Annotated in this window: 22 protein-coding genes; 11 read left to right on the forward strand and 11 right to left on the reverse strand. The window is 55.1% G+C overall.

The features are described 5' to 3' along the window. Window positions 1-60 precede the first annotated feature (60 nt). The 3 genes from L2W58_RS07540 to citC are packed head-to-tail and all read right to left on the reverse strand — an operon-like array spanning window position 61 to window position 2,215. Entirely contained in the window at window positions 61-942 is an 882-nt protein-coding gene (locus L2W58_RS07540; RefSeq protein WP_236102739.1) for a triphosphoribosyl-dephospho-CoA synthase, read from the reverse strand. 11 nt (window positions 943-953) lie between these two features. Continuing rightward, window positions 954-1,220, reverse strand: a complete 267-nt coding sequence (gene citD, locus L2W58_RS07545) for a citrate lyase acyl carrier protein (RefSeq protein WP_236102740.1) — start codon at window positions 1,218-1,220, stop codon at window positions 954-956. Between the two features lie 5 nt (window positions 1,221-1,225). Next, complete coding sequence (citC, locus tag L2W58_RS07550; protein ID WP_236102741.1) at window positions 1,226-2,215, reverse strand: [citrate (pro-3S)-lyase] ligase; 990 nt, start codon at window positions 2,213-2,215, stop codon at window positions 1,226-1,228. 171 nt (window positions 2,216-2,386) lie between these two features. Here citC and L2W58_RS07555 point away from each other — a divergent pair, with 171 nt between their 5' ends. The 6 genes from L2W58_RS07555 to citF all read left to right on the forward strand — a co-directional run bounded on the left by L2W58_RS07555 (window position 2,387) and on the right by citF (window position 8,736). Beyond that, on the forward strand, window positions 2,387-3,097 hold the full coding sequence (locus L2W58_RS07555; protein ID WP_236102742.1) for a GntR family transcriptional regulator: 711 nt from the start codon (window positions 2,387-2,389) through the stop codon (window positions 3,095-3,097). Window positions 3,098-3,207: 110 nt separating this feature from the next. After that, the gene (locus tag L2W58_RS07560) at window positions 3,208-4,185 is read left to right on the forward strand and encodes a Bug family tripartite tricarboxylate transporter substrate binding protein (RefSeq protein WP_236102743.1); all 978 of its coding nucleotides are present in this window, start codon (window positions 3,208-3,210) and stop codon (window positions 4,183-4,185) included. 116 nt (window positions 4,186-4,301) lie between these two features. Then, window positions 4,302-4,772, forward strand: a complete 471-nt coding sequence (locus L2W58_RS07565) for a tripartite tricarboxylate transporter TctB family protein (protein WP_236102744.1) — start codon at window positions 4,302-4,304, stop codon at window positions 4,770-4,772. 14 nt (window positions 4,773-4,786) lie between these two features. Further along, window positions 4,787-6,277 (forward strand): tripartite tricarboxylate transporter permease, encoded by a 1,491-nt coding sequence (locus tag L2W58_RS07570; RefSeq protein ID WP_236102745.1) that lies wholly within the window; start codon window positions 4,787-4,789, stop codon window positions 6,275-6,277. Continuing rightward, complete coding sequence (locus L2W58_RS07575; RefSeq protein WP_236102746.1) at window positions 6,278-7,177, forward strand: HpcH/HpaI aldolase/citrate lyase family protein; 900 nt, start codon at window positions 6,278-6,280, stop codon at window positions 7,175-7,177. Beyond that, window positions 7,174-8,736, forward strand: a complete 1,563-nt coding sequence (gene citF / locus L2W58_RS07580; RefSeq protein WP_420827988.1) for a citrate lyase subunit alpha — start codon at window positions 7,174-7,176, stop codon at window positions 8,734-8,736. Before L2W58_RS07575 ends, citF begins: the two co-directional genes overlap by 4 nt. 49 nt (window positions 8,737-8,785) lie before the next feature. Here citF and L2W58_RS07585 read toward each other — a convergent pair whose 3' ends face one another. The 3 genes from L2W58_RS07585 to mnmL form a co-directional block, all read right to left on the reverse strand. Continuing rightward, window positions 8,786-9,961 (reverse strand): hypothetical protein, encoded by a 1,176-nt coding sequence (locus tag L2W58_RS07585; RefSeq protein WP_236102747.1) that lies wholly within the window; start codon window positions 9,959-9,961, stop codon window positions 8,786-8,788. A 9-nt stretch (window positions 9,962-9,970) separates the two neighbouring features. Further along, complete coding sequence (locus L2W58_RS07590) at window positions 9,971-11,923, reverse strand: TcaA NTF2-like domain-containing protein (protein ID WP_236102748.1); 1,953 nt, start codon at window positions 11,921-11,923, stop codon at window positions 9,971-9,973. Between the two features lie 99 nt (window positions 11,924-12,022). Beyond that, window positions 12,023-12,922 (reverse strand): tRNA modification radical SAM protein MnmL/YtqA, encoded by a 900-nt coding sequence (gene mnmL / locus L2W58_RS07595; protein ID WP_236102749.1) that lies wholly within the window; start codon window positions 12,920-12,922, stop codon window positions 12,023-12,025. Between the two features lie 152 nt (window positions 12,923-13,074). On the opposite strand from mnmL, the gene L2W58_RS07600 reads away from it, so the two are divergent. The 5 genes from L2W58_RS07600 to L2W58_RS07620 all read left to right on the forward strand — a co-directional run bounded on the left by L2W58_RS07600 (window position 13,075) and on the right by L2W58_RS07620 (window position 17,915). Then, complete coding sequence (locus L2W58_RS07600; protein WP_236102750.1) at window positions 13,075-15,180, forward strand: HAMP domain-containing methyl-accepting chemotaxis protein; 2,106 nt, start codon at window positions 13,075-13,077, stop codon at window positions 15,178-15,180. Between the two features lie 58 nt (window positions 15,181-15,238). Beyond that, entirely contained in the window at window positions 15,239-15,781 is a 543-nt protein-coding gene (locus L2W58_RS07605) for a Fur family transcriptional regulator (protein WP_236102751.1), read from the forward strand. Window positions 15,782-15,860: 79 nt separating this feature from the next. Next, complete coding sequence (locus L2W58_RS07610) at window positions 15,861-16,211, forward strand: NifB/NifX family molybdenum-iron cluster-binding protein (protein ID WP_236102752.1); 351 nt, start codon at window positions 15,861-15,863, stop codon at window positions 16,209-16,211. 1 nt (window position 16,212) lies between these two features. Further along, window positions 16,213-17,058: an ATP-binding protein gene (locus L2W58_RS07615; protein ID WP_236102753.1), complete on the forward strand. Its 846-nt coding sequence runs from the start codon at window positions 16,213-16,215 to the stop codon at window positions 17,056-17,058. Then, window positions 17,055-17,915, forward strand: a complete 861-nt coding sequence (locus tag L2W58_RS07620; RefSeq protein ID WP_236102754.1) for an ATP-binding protein — start codon at window positions 17,055-17,057, stop codon at window positions 17,913-17,915. Before L2W58_RS07615 ends, L2W58_RS07620 begins: the two co-directional genes overlap by 4 nt. Window positions 17,916-17,976: 61 nt before the next feature. On the opposite strand, the gene L2W58_RS07625 is transcribed toward L2W58_RS07620, so the two are convergent. The 5 genes from L2W58_RS07625 to L2W58_RS07645 form a co-directional block, all read right to left on the reverse strand. Continuing rightward, window positions 17,977-18,306, reverse strand: a complete 330-nt coding sequence (locus tag L2W58_RS07625) for a NifB/NifX family molybdenum-iron cluster-binding protein (protein ID WP_236102755.1) — start codon at window positions 18,304-18,306, stop codon at window positions 17,977-17,979. Between the two features lie 88 nt (window positions 18,307-18,394). Further along, the gene (locus tag L2W58_RS07630) at window positions 18,395-19,351 is read right to left on the reverse strand and encodes an MBL fold metallo-hydrolase (protein WP_236102756.1); all 957 of its coding nucleotides are present in this window, start codon (window positions 19,349-19,351) and stop codon (window positions 18,395-18,397) included. Then, window positions 19,335-19,739, reverse strand: coding sequence for a cytidine deaminase (locus L2W58_RS07635; RefSeq protein WP_236102757.1), 405 nt, complete (start codon window positions 19,737-19,739; stop codon window positions 19,335-19,337). Before L2W58_RS07635 ends, L2W58_RS07630 begins: the two co-directional genes overlap by 17 nt. Continuing rightward, a complete protein-coding gene (locus L2W58_RS07640) occupies window positions 19,736-20,044 on the reverse strand; it encodes a helix-turn-helix domain-containing protein (RefSeq protein WP_005660825.1) in 309 nt (102 codons plus the stop codon). Before L2W58_RS07640 ends, L2W58_RS07635 begins: the two co-directional genes overlap by 4 nt. Window positions 20,045-20,192: 148 nt before the next feature. Then, window positions 20,193-21,359, reverse strand: coding sequence for a succinylglutamate desuccinylase (locus L2W58_RS07645; protein WP_236102758.1), 1,167 nt, complete (start codon window positions 21,357-21,359; stop codon window positions 20,193-20,195). Window positions 21,360-21,367 lie beyond the last annotated feature (8 nt).

Below are 21,367 nucleotides of genomic sequence, written 5' to 3' on the forward strand. Positions count from 1 at the left end.
TACGGTTCCAGATATCCGGCGACCACACCGCGTCGGACATAGACGCTGTACTGGATATCCTCAGGGAGTACAGGGAGAAACGGTAGGGTATATCAGCCACTCTCGCTCCACCAGGACAAGGAATACCGCCAAAGCCAGCATGTCGGCACTGCCTCCGGGACTTACCCAGTTGTCCAGACAGTAGCGTTCCATGGCGGCGACCTTGCGACGTCCCTCGGAGGTATTCATGCAACCAAGGCGCAAAGCCTCCTCGGCGGCCTCAGCCAGGTAGGCCATTTTTTCCCCTCCTCCTCGGGACAACACGTTGGTATCGTTTCCCGAGGCCACAACGGAGAGCAAAGCGTCGCACATGGCGGGAGACGATAGAGGATCGGGGTAGGCTCTAAGACGGGACAGGGCGACGAGAGCGCTGGGGAACCCTCTCTCCGCCTCTCCCCTGATCCCGTCGATCCCCATGTGGACGAAGAGCCTCTCTCCGGCGGAGAGGGGCTCTTCGTGCCTCAGGAGCAAAGGAGTCAGTTCCCTCTCGACTATTCCAGCCACGAAGGATCCTGCAGCCTTCGCCACGGCCTCTCCATGAGGGACCTCTCCTAAAGCCACGGTCCTCGATACTGCCGCCACGGCCAGCCCCATAGAGAAGATCGCGCCCCTGTGGGTGTTCACACCTCCGGTGGCCTCCTCCATCGACGACTCCGCCTCTCTTCCGGCGAATCTCAACGCCTCCAGACATTCCTCCGGAGGTTCACTGTGAAGCTTCGTTCCTATAGTGGCAGCCTGCTTGAAAAAACGCCCCAAGGCCAAAGCGCTGGCAACGAAGGACCCGAAATCCATGTCGTGGTGGGCTCCTCTGTCGATAGACGTTACCAACCCGGGTTTGGGCGAGGAAGCGGCCTCGTGGATAAGAGCCCTCTGAGCCAAGGTCGCCAACCTGTCGGACAGCATACTAGAGGAGCTCAGCGGGCTCCAGCCCTGTCTAAAACGGTGTTTATCCTCGCCCTCAGGGTGCACTCCAAGGCGCCTTTATCCTGAACTCTAAGGACACCCTTATCAAGGCCGACTTGGGAGACCAGCTCGTCGACTACCTCCCTTATTCTCCTGCCTCTTTGCTTCATAACGATACTCTCGACCTCTACCTCCAAAACCTCGTCCGATGGAGAGAAACTAACCATTACATCGCTGGATTCAAGGGTACCTGCCACCGCGGCGGAACTGAACTCCATGCCCATCACTCCTCGTTCTCTTTATATCGATTTAAAAGGTAATTCCAGGTTACGTCGGGAACCAGTGGGCGGATGGAATCCATCTCCCCCGACTCCAGCAAAGCCCTAACCCTGGAAGCGCTTATAGGAACACCGCCGCTCTCTATCCGAGACAGTTCCTCCACCGCGACTCCCAGAGGGGGGAGATCGGTCTTCATGGTCTCGTTGTAGAGAGCGGTGAGACGACAGTTCGGTTCGCTACCCACGAATCGTCTGGAAACGCCGAGTGCCGGAGCTATTTTAGTACCGAACAAACGTATGTCCAGAGCCGCGTGTACCGACTCCGCCTCCCCTCCCTTGGTGAAATAGGTGGGGAAGGTAGCTGAGGAGATGACGTAAGGTCCACTGGGTATCACCGTAACGTTGTCCAGGTCGGACAACCCGGAACTCACCAAATGGAGCCGGTCCTCGAAGGGAAAGATCGACCGATCCTCCTCCACCACGAGGACGAAAAGGTGGGACGAAGAAGAGGAGGCCCTCTCGAGGAGCCATCGATGGCCCAGGGTAAAGGGGTTGCAGTTTACGACCACCGCCGAGCTGTCCCTTCCCGTGGCCATTTCGGAGAGGCCGACAAGGTATTTGTCCAGACCGGGACTTCCCCACTCCAAAAGAGAGGCTCCTTGAACCGAGACGATCTCCCTGAACCCTAGACGGGAAAAACTGAGGGCCTCCGACGGCTTGGTAAAAAGAAAAAGGTGACCGACTCCCTCCGAAACCGCCAGAGAGATGACCCTGGAGATAAGGGAAGCAGCTAATCCCTCTCCCTCGAAGGAATCGTCTACCGCCACACCCTGAACGACCGATCGAATCAAAGAGGCGGTACCTACAAGCCTATCGGAATCGAAAGCCCCCAAAACTCTGCCATTTCCATCTGGTACGGAAAGCCCCCTGGAGGCCAGAAGCGAGGCCCTCTCCTTCATCTCGCTTTCGAAACAAAGTTCCCTTATCTCTACCACAAAAAAGACCTCCCAATAAGGGGAAACAGTAGGCTGAACATTCAGAGACTGCCTTGCCGTGCATATATAGCGTCTTGTGAGAAAACGTACTTTACAAACTCCCCTTTTGAGCATAGTATAACAGATATGGATTCTGCATCAAGCATCCTGGATCCAAAAAGGAGACTGAACATGCCATTACTTTCTAAAGCTAAGGAAATAAAGATCAAGCCGGTAAGGGAAATCGTCTACGAACACATCAGACAGGCCATCGTAGGCGGCGAACTTGAACCGGGCACTAGGTTCACCGATGGAGAGATCGCAACCGAGTTCAACATCAGCAGGACTCCCGTCAGAGAGGCTATTCAAAAACTGGAGACCGAGGGCCTGATAGAGAGGGTTCCCATGAAGGGCAACGTGGTAAAGGGCCTGCTCCCCAAGGACGTGGCTCAGATATTCGCCTTGAGAAAGGCGCTGGAATGTCTGGCGGTACGTTATGTGGCGGTCAACGCCACGGAGGAGGAACTCTGCCGAATAAGGGCCACCCTGGATCAGGCAAAGACCTATATGAACACCCTACAGGGGGACGCCCTGGCGGACGCATACGTCCTCATAGTGGCGAGGTATAACAAGGCCATGTTCGAGGCATCCCACGCTCCCAGGGTGGTGGACCTCATATGGAGCCACCGTGAGATGCTGGACCGGTACAGAGTCGTAAGGATCGTCATAGCAAAGAGACTCCACGAGAGCTACAGCACGAGAGAACAGATGTACGGCTATTTCGCGGACAGGAAACCCGACGACGCGGCGATCCTCTGGGCAAGCCATATAGACAGATCCTACAGGATATGGACCGAGGTTATAGGATGCTCCGAGGACATAGGACCGCACGACTATATGTGAGAGACCCCCTACGGGGTTATTTGTTTGAGGAGCGGGTAGGAAGAGAACGGTAAAGAGCTTCACAAGAGGGGTAACAAAGTCCGTCCAAAATCGAAGGGAGGAAACGCTTCATGAAAAAGCTTTTCGTATTGTTCTGCGCAACTCTGTTGGTCGTAGCCTCTTCCGGCTCGGCCCTGGCCGACTGGTCTCCCAAAAGACCTATCGAGCTCATCGCACCGGCCGGTCCCGGAGGTGGTTGGGACCTGCTATGCCGCACCATACAGAAGACCCTTAAAGAGGAAAAACTGGTCGATCGCCCCGTGCTCGTCACCAACAAACCCGGTGGAGGCGGAGCTACCGGATGGAACTACCTCAAGGGCAAGGAAGGCAAGGGCGAGTATATAGCGGCGACCTCCACCCTTCTCATACTGAACAATCTGTTCGGGAAGAGTCCTCTCTCCTACAAGGACTTCACCGTCCTCGCCAACCTTCAAGCCGAGTGGATCGCCGTAGCTGTGGCCAAGGACGCTCCCTGGACCAACGGCAAAGAGCTTTTCGAGGCTATCGACGCCGATCCGGACGGCATGGTCATAGGGGTTGGACCGGCTCTCGGAAACGACGACCACATATCCTTCCTCATGCTGGCACAGAAATACGGCGTAGATCCCCAGAAGATCAAGTTCGTCGTCTATCCCAAGACCGCCGCTGAGCAGATCCCCGCTCTCATGGGCGGGCACGTCAAGGCCATCACCATCGGCCTGGCCGAGGTTATGGAGCAGCACAAGGCCGACAACCTGAGGATAATCGGCATCAGCTCAAAAGAGCGTCTCGAGTCCCTCCCGAACGTAAAACCCTGGGTTGAGCAGGGAGTCGATATGGTATTCCCCCACTGGAGGGGCATCATCGCCGCCCCCGGGCTGAGCGAGGAGCAGATCGCCTATTGGCAGGGGACCATAGAGAAGATGATAGAGACCCCCACCTGGAAGGATCAGCTCGAAAAACTGGAGTGGGCCCCCTTCTACGAGAACCCCGCGGAGTTCGCCGCATCCCTTGCAGACCAGACCGAAAACTTCCAGTCTACCCTCAAGAGGGTCGGACTCATCAAGTAGACAGGGACAAAAGCACAGCCGAAAAGGACGGGGCTTATAACTCACCCCGTCCTTCTCTTCCACCCCCCTCTATACGTTTTGACTTTGGCCCATCCAAATAACAGGAGGTAAGTGAAATGACGAAAAACATGATCTCCGGACTTCTCTCCGTCGTCCTGGGCTTGGCCTATATCTACGGGGCCACCCTGATTCCGGAGGTAAAAGCGGGAGACGAGATAGGACCAAGGCTTTTCCCCTACATAATAGGAATCTCTGCCGTGATATGCGGAGGTTTGCTGACCCTGGCGGAACTACGAAAGAAGGAGAGGGAGCCGTTTTCCTTCGGTTTCGTGACGGAAAGACCCATATGGATCAAGATATTCGCCATCATAGTCCTGGGGATATTCTACGGAGAGACTCTGGACTATCTGGGCTACGTCATAGGGACGATCCTCTTCATGGTTCTAGTGGGATCGATCCTTAACAAAGGACGGCTCGTTCAAAACGCAATCATAGCCGTTTCCTTTTCCTGCGTGTGTTACGGAGTGTTCTCCATAGCCCTGAAGCTGAGCCTACCCAGAGGGCTGCTGAGCTTCCTGCCCTTCTAGAAGAGGTGATATGAATGGACGCTGTTTTCGCAAATTTGGCTCTAGGATTTCAAACGGCTCTCACTGCGACCAACGTACTGTGGGTCTTCATCGGAGGATTTCTCGGCACCATAATGGGAATGCTGCCTGGACTGGGCCCCGCAACCGGGGTGGCCATACTGATACCTATAACATACGGGATGAACCCCACCACCGCCCTTATAACGATGTGCGCCGTCTACTACGGCGCGATGTTCGGAGGTTCCAGAGCCTCCATAATGATCAACACACCCGGAGACGCCTCCGCCATAGTCAGCTGTTTCGACGGATACCCGATGACGAAAAACGGCCAGGCAGGATCGGCCCTCGCCATATCCGCCATCGCCTCCTTCATCGGAGGAACCATCGGAATGATCCTGCTGGTGTTCCTGACGGGACCCATAGCCAGCTACGCCTTCAAGTTCGGTCCGGTGGAGATGTTCTCCCTGCTTATGTTCGCCCTGACCGCCACTGTCACCCTCTCGGAGGGCAGTATTCTCAAGGGATTCATCGCCGTGGCCATAGGCTTCATGATATCCACTATAGGGATAGACCCCCAGACGGGGATCAACCGCTTTACCCTCGGAGTTGAGCCCCTTCAGGACGGAGTGGATTTTCTGGTCGTCATGATAGGCCTTTACGCAGTATGCGAGGTATTCAAGAACATAAAGGACGTAAACGTACAGCATAAGATAGACTCCAAGACCATAGGCAAGGTATGGGTTTCCTGGCCGGACTTCAAGAAATGTCTCATGCCCATGCTCAGGAACTCGCCTCTGGGCTTCTTCATAGGCGTATTACCCGGAATGGGAGGAACTATAGCCACCTTCATGTCCTACGCCATGGAGAAATCGCTCAGCAAGACTCCCGAAAGATTCGGCAAAGGCGCCATCGAGGGACTAGCCGCTCCCGAGGCGGCCAATAACTCCTGCTCCTGCGGAGCCATGGTTCCCCTGCTCACACTGGGTATCCCCGGATCGGGGACGACTGCGGTCATGCTGGGAGCACTGATGTTATTGGGAGTTCGCCCCGGGCCTATTCTCTTCGCCCAGTACCCCGAGATAGCCTGGGGGGTCATAGCCTCTCTGATCGTCGGGAACATAGCTCTGCTGGTGATAAACCTGCCTCTGGCCATCCCGCTGGTCCAGCTTCTCAGGATACCTCAGAGGATCATGCTTCCTCTCATTCTGGGAATGGGATTCATGGGAGCCTATTTCCTGAACTACAGCGCCTTCGACTTCGTCCTGGTAACGGTGTTCGCCCTGGGAGGCTATATGTTCAGTAAACTGGGAATTCCTATACCGCCTCTGGTTCTGGCTCTGATACTTGGAAGCTCGACGGAACAGTATTTCAGAAACGCCATGACCATAGCCAACAGCGACCTGGCTATCTTCATCGAGAAACCCATCTCCGCCGTATTGCTCTCCATGGCCGCCATATCCTTCTGCTACGCTCTCTACAAAAGACGAAAGGTGGCGGCTGAATAGATGATCACGACAACGAGAAGAAGACCTCGTCGCTCTCTTCTCTACGTGCCGGGCAACAATCCGGCGATGGTACAGAACTGCAGCGTATACGGAGCCGACGGGGTACTGCTTGATCTGGAGGACGCCGTCGCCGTTACCGAGAAGGACGCGGCCAGACATCTGGTCTCCCAGGCCCTTGTGGACCTTCCCTTCGACGGAGTGGAAAAGGTCGTCAGGGTAAACGGCAGAGACACCCGATTTTTCGAGGACGACCTCAAGGCCATAGTCCCTGCCGGACCGGACAGCATAAGGCTACCGAAGACGGAATCCCCCGAGGACGTCATCAAGGCGGACCGCATAATCTCCGAGCTGGAGAGGAAAAACGATATACCGGTGGGATCGATAGAGATCCACGCAATGCTGGAGACCGCCTTGGCCCTCATCAACGCCTACTCCATAGCGACGTCGTCTCCCAGAGTCACGGCTCTTACCCTGGGCGGACAGGACCTGGCGGCTGACCTGGGGATAGCCCGATCCAGAGAGGGGATCGAGCTGCTATACGCCAGGAGCCACGTCATACTGGCCGCGAAAGCGGCGGGTAAGGAGGCTTTGGACACGGTCTTCACCGACGTAAACGATCAGGAAGGTCTGGAGGCCGAATGCCGTCTGGCGGTACAGCTGGGGTTCTCCGGCAAGGCCGCCATTCATCCGTCCCAGATAGGGACGATACACAGGGCCTATAGACCGGACGAAAACAAACTCATGAAGGCAATAAGGGTAGTCAAGGCAGCTAAAGACGCCGAGGCGAAGGGACTGGGAGTCATCGCGGTGGACGGCAAGATGGTGGACGCTCCGGTGGTGGCTCAGGCCAACAGGACCATCGAGCTGGCCAAGCTCTCCGGGATGGAGGTATCGCTTTGAAACTGGACACGATCGTAAACTCAATAGGGAGAGAGGTTCCCCGTTCCATCCCAGGGCTTGGAGATCTGGCCCCCTTCGACGGAGCCTTCGCCAGACTGGCCGGATCCTATCTCTGGTCCCCCGAGGCGAGGACCAGGACGATCGGAGCCTTCGGAGGCCGTAAGCTGGCCTCAAACCTTGCGGAGGCCATTAAGAGGTCCGGACTTCAGGACGGTATGACCATATCGTTCCACCATCACCTCAGAAACGGCGACGCGGTACTTCCGACAATCATAAAGGCCATCGAGGAATTGGGAATAAAGGGACTGACCCTGGCTCCCAGTTCCCTGACCGACGCACACGAGATCGTGGCCGATGCGGTCCGACGGGGAACCATAGCCAGGATACACACCTCCGGCGTCAGAGGCGAGATAGGCAGGATGATATCCCGAGGCGAGATGGAGATTCCCGTGATGATACACAGCCACGGAGGAAGAGCCAGAGCCATCGAAGAAGGCCGTATCTCGGTGGACGTGGCGTTTCTCGGCGCTCCCACCTGCGATACCATGGGCAATATGACGGGCTCCACCGGAAAATCCGCCTGCGGAACCCTGGGCTACGCCCAGATAGACGCCAGAAACGCCGGACACGTCATAGCTGTCACGGACAACCTCGTGGAGGCTCCTCTGCCCCACCACATATCGATTCCCCAGTACCTGGTGGACCAGATAGTAGTGGTCGATTCTCTAGGTGACGCCTCCAGGATAGCCTCCGGTCCTGCCAGGATATCCAAGGACCCGGTCAACCTGAGGATAGCAGAGAACGCCTTCGACCTGATCAGGGCATCCGGACTTCTGGTGGACGGATGCTCCTTCCAGGTAGGAGCGGGAGGAGCCAGTCTCGCCGTGGCCAAGTACGTCAGGGACTACATGAGGGAGAGCTCCGTCCAGGGAGGCTTCGGCATTGGGGGCATCACCGGCTACATGGCGGACATGCTCGGCGAGGGGCTCTTCAGAGCACTCTTCGACGTACAGAGCTTCGACGCAGCCGTCACCGAGTCGGTGGCGGGACACCCCAACCACATGGAGATAGACGCTTCCTGGTACGCCAACCCCTTCAGGAACTGCGTCGTGAACGACCTGGACGTGGTGGTTCTGGCGGCTCTGGACGTGGACGTGGATTTCAACGTCGACGTACTGACCGGCCACGACGGGATACTCAGAGGCGCATCGGGAGGGCATTCCGACACAGCGGCGGGTTCGAAGCTCTCGATAATAACCATACCTTCCATAAGGGAGGGAGTACCGTCCATAAGGGATCAGGTACAGACGGTGGTAACCCCGGGAGAGACGGTGGACGCCATAGTAACCGAGAGGGGTATCTGCATAAATCCCCGCAGGGAGGACCTGGCGAAGCTCGCCAAAGACGCCGGTCTGCCGGTCAAGGACATAGGTCGGCTCAAGGCCGAGATAGAGAACATGACCGGCGTTCCCGATCCTGTGGAGTTCGACGACGAGATCGTAGGAGTGGTCGAATACAGAGATGGAACCATAGTGGACTCTATAAGGAAGGTCCGCTGATCCGACCGAGGAAACGAAAAAAATGCCCCTGCTCAAGCAGGGGCATTTTTCATTTCTTCAGACCTTCGGTAATGGCGATAAACTCCTTCTTCAGCCTATCGTTGGAGAAAACCACCACGTCGGGAATCTCCAAAGAGGCCAGAGCGTCGAAATCCTTCCTGTTGGCCTTGACCAGGTCCAGCAGTCCTCTGGCGAGCCTCATGGTTCTGTAGGCGTTGTAGGCCACTCCGTAATCCCTTCCGAAGGCATCCACGTTTTTCAAGGCAAAATCCCTCTGCTCCTCCAGATATCCCCTGTATGCCTCTATAGCCCTAAGGGTGATGGCGGTAGAGTCGAGATTGCTCCTCAAAAGAGCCCTCTGAGAGGAGGTAAGAGACGGATCGTCCATCTGAGCTCCCATCTCAGCGGCAAGGCCTTCGGCGGAGGTCTCCATGTCGTTCAGCTCCGGAATATAGCTGTTCTCTATCTTCTCCACGAATCTCTCGTTCATGACCAGACAGGTCCGGATCAGCAGGGCGTAGATCCCGTAGTATCTCTTGGCCACGGAGATATCGTCCGATGCGCTCTCCATCAGCTCGGTCAACTTATCCGCAAATAGTCTGACGTTGAGGTATACCCCCTGCATGGCCACTATATCGTCGGCGGTAACCCCTGCCAGCATTCCACGGATGCTCTCGTCCGATCCGTTTAAACCGGATTTTTTCATCGCAGACACGAAGTCGTCCTCCAGGGAGGCCAAGGTTCTTTCGTCGGACACCATGGCCTTCGTCTCCGACTCTATGGTCTCGTCCAGATCGTCCTTGCCTCGGTTGAGAAGCCCTCCCTCGGAAGGGGCGGAGACCCTACGTTCCTGAAGCGACGCCAACTTGGCCCTCCGAGAGGAGATCCTCTCTCTCAGAGCCATTATCTCCGTCCGAAGATTTGAGGCCTCCGAGTCACCCAGTATCTCCACGACCTCCTCCAATATAGAGTCGATCTTTCTGTCGTTTTTCGATCTGTCGTTCCCGATCAGCCGTTCATCCGGAAGGTATTCGGCTTCGTCGAGACGCCCCAGTGCATCGTCCAACTCCCCCATCGCCTCGTCCCACAGGGAGGAAAACCTGTCCGAGTCGGACCCCGTAAGCCAGGACGGAAGGGACAGAGAGGGCAATTTCAGGTCCCATCCGTAGGCGGGGGAACAGATCAACAACAAAGAGGCTAAAAACGTGCAAAGGCGGGATGTCATACAGATCCTCTATCTGATCAACTTCACAGAGATACTGCCCTCCCGCCTGGAGGACACCCTCATTACAAAGGACGATATGTGGGAGGACCCTTCCATGAAGGCCTCGATCCCTTTCCGAATATCGTCGTCCTGGAGGAAAATGCTGTTGGCGTCCACTATATCCTTGACCGCCTCGCGAAGATCGGCGACGGAGATCGCCACTACCGCCAGGTTCTCCTCGTCCAGAATCGGAGCCAGCACGGCAGGGACCTTTCCGGGAAGACCTATCTTCTCGTAGTCCACAGCTCCAAGGAGCAACCGTCTATCTCCCACCGCAACCGTCGCGCTGGCCATACCGTTCATACCGTAGGCCTTGTTCCAACCGTCCAGATCCAGCTCTTTCAGCCCTACGGGAGGGGCCATCGCATATATCCGCGGCAGGGCCTCTGCGACCTTGGCCAGCACGTCGGATTTTTCAGGCTCCATCAGGAGAAACAGTCCAGGCACGTCTCCTATGGGACTTCTGCTCCTGGCTCCCAGTATCAGGGAGATCCGACCGCCCAGAAGATCGAGAAGGTCCTCCACCTTGAGCCCCGTCGCCTCGTAAAGCTGTTCCATCCCTCTGTCGAACTCCTCCATGTCTCCGGAGGACAGACCACTGCCGAGCGATGCGAACAGCCTGTCCCTGTCGATCCTGGCCAATCGTGCCGAGAGGAAACCGAGGATCCGATCTCCCAACAAGGGAACGTCTTTGCCTATAGGAAGAAGGGCTCCTCCGACGGTGGGATCGACGAAGAGATCCATGGCGTTGGTGAACCATTTAAGAGAGACCTCCTCCGTTCCTCCCATCAAAGCTACCTCGAAATCCAGAGGGTCATTGCCGTAAAGGACCATCTCATCGTCCATCTCGGACCGAAGCAGCTCGTTGGAGACGAAGGCCTTCATAAGAATCTGAGGAGCCCCCTCGAAACGACAGCTTGCGTCGACGGTTTTTCCATGTCCCGAGGCTACGTCGATCATTTCCCTCAGCCCCTTGCCGGAAAGGGCTATCAGCACCGTCCTCCTGTCCTGTTTCCACAGGGCGGAGTAAAGCCTGGGCATATCGTCGTCGTCAGGAAACTCCACTATGGAAAGGGGAATGAGCTCCTTCCCCAGCTCTTCGTCGAAGGGCTTCAAAAGCACCTCTTCGTCGTCGGCCATGCGAGACACGGTCAACCTCATGGCGTCGGATGGATCCACGTCCTCCAGGGATCTGAAGGCCCCGTAGATAGACGCGATCTCGTCGGACTTCACCGTGAGGACCATCGCTCCCTCGGCGACCGGAGGCATCTGATCGGCTATCTCGTCCATCTCCTTCTCGGAAACGGCGTTACCTGCCAGTTCCTTGAAAAGCCCTATCGGGGCGTTCCAGCGGATGAAAAAAGACACCTGGTCCTCCTCGGGAGCGGGGAGAAAGCTCTCCGGTATGGCCGACTCGGGAACGGCTGCCTCCTTCCGGCTCTCGGACTTGCCGGAGGAAACGATGGGAACCTGTTTTTCTGCACTTTCACCGTTCAGAACGGGGAAAATTCGGTCGAAGCTGGACCTCTCCTCCACGATCTTTCCATCTGATAAACCGTAGATCCTTCGATAGGAGAAGGTCTTGGTCCTCTCGTCCGGATATGTGATGGTCATGACGTCCTCGACGGGAATGCCCGTCTTTCCGTCTTTATCCACGACCTGCCCCACCGATAACCTATTGAATTGAACGGTAGCATCCATTCGGCTGAGTCTAACGACCCAGGACAGGGTCTCTCTGCCGTAATCGGTATCAACGTTCAGAAACGGAGAGAGATACTCCGGATTGCCGTCCGAAACGGACCTCTCCAGAGCACCGTAATAACCCTCTATAAAATTCGACATATCCGCCCCGTAGGATACACCGCAAAGAGCGGTTACCACCAGGGAAAGGGCTAAAAACGACAAAAATTTGCGCATTCTCATCGGGTTGACCTCCTCGTTTTGACTTTATTCGGCCCCGGACATCTCCACCGAGATAAAGGGAGAAAAACCCAGGTTCTAAGATTATGACACATAGAGGCGCTATTCCCCAAGCCTCGACCTCACCTTCTCGTCTATGGCCGCCATAACCCCGTTCTTGTCGGCCAGCCAAGAGGGGGCCACCAGACGTCCGCCCCATACGTCGGCGGTAAGCCTCTGGACCACAAAGCGACTGCCCTCCAGGACCAGAACTTCGGCGACCTTCGAGACGTATAGATCCATCGACAGGGGCTCGAACCGTCCGCTCATATAAAGGACCTCCAAGGGTGTATCCCTCAGGACGTAGAGAGGATGAAACTTGAGGCCGGTGACGCCACGGTCCAAAAGCCACCTTGCCGAACGGAGAAGCTGATCGTCCCGTTCACCGGGGATACCTGCTATCAGGTGTGCCGACACTGAAAAAGGCTCTCCTAGACACCTGTTCAGAGTATCTTCGACACAGGCCAGATCGTGCCCTCTTCTCAACCATCTCAGGCCGTCCTCGTCGGTGGTCTGCACCCCCAGTTCCAACCATACCTCGAAATCCGATCTACAGAGAGAGGAAAGATAGGAGACGACCTCGTCCGAGACGAGATCTGGCCTGGTTCCCACTGCCAATCCCCAAACCGGAAGATGACGAGAGGCCTCGGCTCGGGCTCTTTCGACCGCCTCCTTCAACCTGTACAGAGGACCGTAGGTGGATGAATAACTTTGAAAGTAAAGGATGCAACCTTTAGCCTTGTAGTGCTCTACGGCTGACTTCATGCCTTTTCGAACCTGGAGTTCCAGACTTTCTCCTCTCATCCAGGCCCCGTTCCCCCCCCCGGACGAATCGCAAAAGACACAGCCCCCCTCCCCTAGACCGTTCCTGTTGGGGCAACCGGAACCGATGTCCAGGCTTATTTTCTGGACACGGTCACCAAACCTGCGCCTCAGATCGGCGGACCATTTTCTATACAGCAAAGAATCTCCTCCAATTCCGAATAATCGAACTAACGGATACGAAAAAAACACACTTGACTTTACCCTCAAATAGGCCCTATCGTTGAATTAGAATATTTATTTTTGTTCATTCAAGAACCCCTACATCTACGAAAAGAAAGGAGATGTTAAAAATGAAGTTATTGAGCAGAATAACGATAAGGACCAAACTGGTGATCGCCTTCGGATTTCTCATATCGGCCATGATATCGGTATCAACCGTAGGCATAGATGGCATGGCAAAAATAGCTCGAAGGGTAAAACTAGCCGACGACATGAACCGTCTGGTGAAGATGGCACGACAGGTTAGGGTAAACGAGAAAAACTATATCATACGCCAAGATGCCGCCTCTCGTGAAGCGGTGTCCGAGGAGATCTCAAACATAAAAAAGCAGATATCCCTCAGCAAGGAACTTTTTCTCGATGAAAATAAAAAAACAAATCTGGGAAAAGCCGAGGTCATTTTACAGCATTACGAGAAAAGCATCTTTTCCTTGATAGAGGCTATAGATGAAAAGACGAACTCTCAGATTAAAATGGAAGAATCGGCTAGAAACGCACTTAATTTTGCAGAGGAAATCCGAAGAATACAAAAAGAAATGACTGAGCAGATTATGGAAGAGTTTCGCAAAGAAGACGCTCTTTTCGGAGAGGACATACTCTTCACAGCTGACATGCTTTCGGAGGGGAACGACAGGGCCGATATAGCCAACAGACTCATAAAACTAGTCCTACAGGCAAGAAGGGAGGAAAAGAACTTTATCCTAAGAGAAGACGAAGAATTCTACAAAAACGCCGTCTCTTCTTTGGAAAACCTTGTAGGGCAGGCTAAGATATTGGGAGAAAGCTCTCCAGATCAAGAGATAAAGAAGCTTACAGAAGGCATAATATCCGCTTCGAATGCGTATAAAGAAGCTCTCGATTTGTATCGAAAAAGCTGGGAAAAAGCCAGCGCCCAGACACCTATTCTACTGGAAAACGCAAGATCGTTCGTGAAATTAGCGGAAGGCCTTCGTGCCGACGAAAAAGATGCGACCGCTTTCGCCGAAAAAGTCACGGCTAGAATTTTTATGTCGATCGCCATAGCCTCGGTTTTGTTCGGCATCGTCTCGGCCTGGCTAATAACGTCAAGTATACTGAAATCCATATCCGAGAAAATAAAACTCATAGAAAAATTCAGCGACAAAGATCTAACTGTAGACTTCAGGACCGATAGCAAAGACGAACTGGCAAGAATAAACGTCGCCCTGGAGTCGATGGGGAAAGCGATTTCGCAAAGTTTTATGCATTTAAAAGAAAAGGCCGACAGATTCGCCGATATGTCGGAAAATATGGCGGCCCTGTCGGAGGAGACGGCAGCATCGATAACCGAGATAGAGACATCGGTCGACCGTTCCACCGAACTGGCAGAGAGCAACTCGGCCGGTCTGGAAGAGGCGAACGCCGGGATAGAGGAAGTAGCAGGAGGAGCTACCAACAGTGCCTCTTCGGCGGCAAAGGGACTGGAAGCAGCGGAAGAAACCGGTCATAGAAGTAGGGAAGCGATGAATTCGATGAAAGAAGTCTCCGATAGGATGACCCAACTAGGAGAACATTCAAAACTGATAACCAAGACGATGGAATCCGTTGGACATTCGGTAACAGGAATATCCGGTTTCGTGGAGACCATCGCCTCCATAGCCGATCAGACTAATCTGTTGGCCCTTAACGCGGCCATTGAAGCGGCAAGAGCGGGAGATGCAGGAAAGGGTTTTGCCGTCGTGGCGGAGGAAGTAAGAAAGCTGGCAGAGGAATCCAATCAAGCGGCTCAGGAGGTAGGACGGGTTATAGCGGAGCTGAAAGAACATTCGTCTGAAGCAGAACAGGCTATGAACAGATCGAACGACCTAGTACAGGAAACCCTAGGAGTCACAGAAAAAACCAGAGAAGACATGGAAGAGATGCTGTCCGTTGCGGAATCGCTGCAAGAGGTAGTCAGATCTGTAGCCACTACGGCGGAGGAACAGGCCGCCTCTTCTCAGGAGATGGCATCATCCATAGACATGATAACCAAAGGAACGGTGGAAATGGTTGAGGCGTTCGAGACCATCAAAAACTCCGTCGTTGAAACAGCCAAAGCATCTCGAGGTTTCGCAGAAGACTCGCAGGAAATCTCCTCCGGTGCCGCGGAAATACAGTCCATCGTCGGGGAATTCAGGATAGAAAATCAAGGAAGAGAACTCCGTCCCGTAGAGCTGTAGACCTGAAGCTCAAAGGGTGGTAATCTGGTGGGAAAAGCAGGGCTTCGGGGGGACTCAGATGAACGAGGAAAGGTTCAAGGCTAAAAAAGAGGAGATAATGGCCGCCATCAAGGAAAGCGGCTTTCGCATGACGAGACAGAGGGATCTCATCGTGGCGACGGTGCTGGAGCGGATAGAGAAAGAGGACGTCGCTCCGGGAATGCAGGAGATACTTACGTCGGTCCAGGAACTGGACCCTTCCATAGGTATGGCCACCATATACAGAACGGTGGAGGTGCTATCCAAACTGGGGTTCATAAGCCTGATAGACCAAGGAGAGGGATTCAACAGGGTCACCCTCAACCAGGGGGATATCACCATACACGCCTTCTGCCGAAACTGCGGCAAATCGGTCTCCATACCGAACGAGAAGGACCTGGTCGACTCCATAAGAGAGTTGACTCTATGCGACAAATTCACCCTTCTTCCTCAGGCCTTCAGGATATGCGGCATATGCGACGACTGCCGCAACGAAGGCGTCTCATTAGAAGACCTTCCTCCCGGTCGAGGACGGGGGATGGGACGGAGATGCCGAAGGAGACGGGGATACAGGGAAGATTGACATACGAGCCGAATGGACGTATCCTGCTTATGATAATCAATATCATAAGCAGGATTTTTTTTGAGGAGGAATAGACGCCATGAAGATAGCTTTTCCAGTTGAAAATGGGCTTATATGCCCTCATTTCGGCCATGCACCGGAGTTCGTATTCGTAGAAATCAAGGACGGAGTTCAGGGGAAAAGGGAGACGGAGACGCCGCCCAAACACGAGCCCGGAGTGCTTCCGAGGTGGCTAAAGGAAAACGGTACGGATGTACTCATCTCGGGAGGACTGGGCAGCAGAGCGTCGGAGATTCTGGTATCCCAGGGAATTCAGGTCATCACCGGAATAACCGGTCCGATAGATCAGGCCATAGCCAAACTCGTCGACGGTGAACTGAAGGGAACCGGATCTCTCTGCTCTCACGATCACGGAGATTGCGACCACTGATATGACCGTATTGGCGGTAGCCAGCGGAAAGGGAGGAACCGGCAAGAGTTGCATCGCCTCCTCCTTGGCCTTGGCCGCTGGGCAGGTCGTGGCGGTGGACGCCGACGTCGAGGAGCCCAACCTAGGCAAGCTTTTGGGCATGGCTCCAAAGGAGATATACTCTGTGTCCCTTCCAATGCCCGTTTTCGACGAAAAGCTGTGCAAGAGATGCGGCCTATGCGCCAAGGAATGCCGGTTCAACGCCCTGGTGCAGTTCGGAGATCTCCTTCCCAGGTTGAACGAAGGACTATGTCACGGCTGCGGCGTTTGTTCCATGGTATGCCCTCATGGAGCGGTAACCGAAGGGTCTCACGTCATAGGCAAGGTCTCCAGGGATCAAGCGGGAGACCTCGCATTCCTGGAGGGAAGACTCGACGTGGGATGTCCCAACCCGGTACCGGTCATAAAATCCGTAATAGATACGGCCAAGAAAGAGGGAGATCTCATAATAGTGGACTCCCCTCCCGGGACGGCTTGCTCCATGGTAGAGGCGACCGAGCAGGCGGACTATGTGTTGCTGGTCACCGAGGGGACCCCCTTCGGAATGGCGGACCTTGAACTCGCCCTCGAGGTAGTGTCGGATCTGAAGCGTCCGGCAGGGGTCGTGGTAAACCGAAGCGACCTAGGAGGAAGCGATCCCAAGGAGATCTGTCGTCGCCACGACGTACCGGTCCTCGCCAGGATCCCCTTTTCCAGACAGGTAGCTCAGGTCTACGGACTAGGAGAGTCTCCCTACAGAGGATCGTCCCTCTGGAGAGAACAAATGGACCGCCTCTGGAATTCGGTCAAGAAGGAGGCGGGACTATGAAAGAGATAGTCATAGTAAGCGGCAAAGGCGGCACCGGAAAAACCTCGGTAACAGCCGCCCTTGCCTCTCTTGCCTCTCAGGAAGGGGTCGTGCTCTGCGACGCAGACGTCGACGCACCGGACCTGTGGCTGTTGATTCCTCCCAAGGAACAGGAGGAAATCCCCTTCATGGGCATGGACGGCGCAGAGGTGGACGAAGAGGTCTGCATAGGATGCGGGAAATGTCGTGATTTCTGTCGTTTCGACGCAGTGGCCATGTTGGACGGCAAGGCCAAAATAAGACAGGGCAAATGCGAGGGCTGCGCAGGCTGCACTATGGTCTGTCCCGTACAGGCCATATCCATGGTCCCAAGACGCCAGGGAAATTGGTATAAGGCAGAGACGGAAAAGGGCAAACTGGTCTACGCCAGGCTATATCCCGGAGGGGAAAACAGCGGGATGCTGGTCACCACCGTCAAAAAAGCGGCGGAGGAAACGGCGAAAAGAGAGGGACGCCCCTTCGTTTTGGTGGACGGACCTCCCGGCATAGCCTGCCCTGCCATAGCTGCTTTGACTGGAGCTTCTCTGGCGGTAGCGGTCACTGAGCCGACCGAATCGGGCATACACGACCTGCTCCGGCTACATCAGATAGCAACCAAGCTGGACGTACCTACGGCGGTCATCCTGAATAAATGGGACGTGACCTCCTTAGCTCCCAGGGTGAGAGAGGTCTGCATGGAGACGGGTATCCCAATACTGGGAGAGATCCCCTTCTCCAAGGAGATCCCCGAGGCGGTGGCTTCCGCCGAGGTACCCTTAGAACCGATGACCCCTGCGATACAGAAAATCTGGTCAGACATAAAGGAACTGACGAAATAACGAAGAGGGTCGAACCTGAAAAAAGGTTCGACCCTCTTTTGTTTTCTTGAAAAAGGAAGTTCTACACCGACCTTTTGAGCTCACCGGCGATACACAGCCTTACCGCCTCGGAAGCGGAGACCCCGGAGGCGGAAAAAGCGGTTATTCCACCGGCCCTCATGGAGGACTCCGCGTTGGGTCCGAACTGGGGCCCTATGACGATCTTGGCACCTTCGGACGCGACCATGGCGACAGCCTGACCGCCGGCACCGTGAGCCACTGACGAGGTGTCGTTCCTGAGGGACTTGATGTAAGATCCCTTTTCGTCGAATATAACGAAATAAGCGGCTCGACCGAAACGATCGGCCACCAAAGCTTCCGAACCCTCTCCTTGAGCTGCAACAGCATACATAAGAAGACCTCCTATTGATATCAAAATTCCTTATCATTGTAGCACAGAGACCTCTCCCGTCGAGTAGCAAACTCTAACTTCTGTAAGGCTAGAAGAGAATCGGAACTATCGAATCCATCTCCATTCCGTCCGAATCGACGTGTATGGAGATGCCGGTCCTGAGGGGAAAGAACTTACCCTCTAGTGTGGCCGCCAGCGCCATCTGACCTCCGAAACCGGTGCAATGCCCCGCTCCTACCCAGCTGGGAGACCTCTCTGCCAGGGCCCCGGCGGTCCACTCTATCCGTTCCGGCTCGGCCTCTATAAGATGGAGTCCTCCCACTATGCCGCACAGCGATTCGCCGGGGAAAAGGGCCGCTCCCATATCCAGAATGTTTATTATACCGGCGTGGGCACAGCCGGTAAGCACGGTCATCCCGCCGCCTTCAACCAGTGCATAGAGAGAGATGTCGTCGTCCATACGATCGGGTACGGCCATGCCTCCTCTGGAGGTGCGCAGCCCCGTCGGTGGAAGCTCCACCTCGTTCAATCTGGGAACCTCTCCGGAAACATAGAGCCCGGGAAATATCTCCATGGGATCGGATGTGAGAATCAGCTTGCCTCCGGAAGCCTCTATACGCTCCGCAGAATCCTCCTCGGACATCCCTATGTTCCTCCACTCGGGATCGACGACGAAATGGGGTCTGAATATGTCGGGATGGGCGATCACGGGGATGCCGCTGGAGGAGGAGGCGGCCAGAAGCTGAGCTATCCCTCTCGTGTGGTCGTAATGACAATGGGTCAGTACCACTGCATCCAGATCGTCCAGATCTATCGACAGTTCCTCCATGTTGTTTACCAAAGCCAGAGGATTCTGACCTACGTCCACCAAGATCCTACGCACTACCCCGTCTCTCAAGGTCTCAACATAAAGAGAGATTCCATGCTGTCCGAGAAAGGGCGACTCATATAGGACCGTGTCCTCCGCCAGGATCGTTATAGACAGACTGTCCAGACGGGAGACGTTAGGATATTCTTTCGTGATCTTTTTAAAGGGAGAAGCCATCGGGCAACAGTCCTTCCACCGTCCACCGCAACTCGTCCGGTCCGTCGCAGAAGGCACGAACCTCGGAGGACGGATCGAAGAACTCGGCCAGGACCTGACGACAGGCGCCGCAGGGAGAGTTTGCCTTCTCTCCCGGGGTAAATACCGCCAAGGCCACGAAGTCCCCTCTACGATAACCGGAGGCCACGGCGGAGAAAACGGCGGTACGTTCGGCACAGTTGGTCAGTCCGAAAGAGGAGTTCTCCACGTTACAACCGGACAGGATATCCCCATCGGCCATCAAGATGGCCGCTCCCACGGGAAACCCGCTGTAGGGGGACCAGGATCTGGTCGATGCCTCTGAGGCCGCCTTAGCAAGACGGTTCCAGTCCACAGAGACGGAGCTCATCGTTCATCCCCTCCGACCACGTCGTCCACGATCCTGCCCAGAATATCGTCCTCAAGAGGATCTCCTCTGTCTCTCATGCTTATGGCTCTGTCCACTATCGCTCGAAGTTCCTTCATGGACACCGACCCCAGTCGAGGATAAGCCGATTGCTCAGCAAGCCAACGATCTATGATCTCCCTCTGAAAGCGCCAGTGTCGTCCCACCTTGTGTCCCGGGACCTTGCCCTCCTGGCAGAGTTTATACATGCTCGACTTGGAGATCTTAAGATATTTAGCCAGTTCCTCTATGGTCATTATCTCGCTCAAATACGGACACCTCCCTAAAAGACGGCGCGTTCAATATACGACCGATTATAGCAATATCGACAGCAACAGACAAAAAAAGGCTATCGAAAACAGAAAGAGGCACGACGGAGTAACGTCGCACCTCTTAGAAATTCAATCCTATACTGGATTAATCGTAAAACACCTTATCCTTCGGGGCAGCTTCCGGATCATGGAAAAATACGCCGACGCCTTTGTCAACGATCTCCTGGTAGGAGGGGATACCAGAGATCACTACCGCTCCGTCTGGAGCCGTCTGGTTGAAGACCTGAAGCATGGTCATAAAGGTCGTAACATGACGGCCGACCCTTACATCGATATGCCAGCCGTTCTCATCGATGGGAGCATAGAGAAGCCTGTGCTCCCCGGCCTTCATGACGAAACGATCCCTACCGGTCATAAGCAGTTCCTCGTCGGTTATGCCTCTGATTCGGTCCAGCATGGGCTCCGCCACCTCGGCCAGCAGAGACATGGCCTGGCTGTGATCCCCGATCTCCCTGTGGGAGAGTCCGTGAAGGGCGGCCGGAGAGAACTCCATACCAATCGGGACGGGAAACACACCGGAGCTCAACATCATGGAAGTCATGGCTGCCACTGCCTGTCCCTTTTCATGGGTAACTATGGTGTTCTCCACGGGGTATTCCAGCTCGGCCTCGTGATAGTCCATGGCCAGATCGACGTTCTCGTTGCGGATCAGCTCCATCATGGCGAAGTTGGTCCGCTCTGTGATCAGTCCATCGGGACGACCGGGCCAGGTCCTGTTGAGGTTTCTTACATCCATGTAGGCCAGGTTCTGACCGCTGGGATAGTGGACGTAGACCTCGGGATCGGGCCAGGAGTCCAGTGCGTTGCTGCAGCGATCCCCCATCCTCCAGGTTTTCGTTCCCCAGGGGGTCTTGACGCTGTAAAAGCGTGGATAGGCCTCGCCATTTCTGGTGATCTGAGATGCGCTGGTGTTGGCCCTGGTTACCACTATGAGTCGTCCCTGCTCCACCACAGCGTTCTCTACGAACACCTGAGCGGCCAAGTTGCTGGCCGGCTCCTCCGGATGGGTACCTCCTATGAGAAAGGCAGTTCCCCCCGGAACCCCGCTATCCAGTATGTACACGTTGCAATCGTTCACCGTGTCGGCCACTACCGGGCTGAAATCGCCGAGTTTCTTTACCTCCGTGACGCCGGGCCCAGCAACGGTAGGCTCCTTGAAAAGACGATGCTCTCTGAACATGGAACCCGACAGGGCCACCAGAGCACCGGCCGCTATAACGGCGGCAAGCTTGACTGTCTTCAGATTGCTCATTCCGTCCA

The sequence above is a fragment of the Dethiosulfovibrio faecalis genome (assembly GCF_021568795.1).
In the GTDB taxonomy this organism is placed as follows: Bacteria; Synergistota; Synergistia; order Synergistales; family Dethiosulfovibrionaceae; genus Dethiosulfovibrio; species Dethiosulfovibrio faecalis.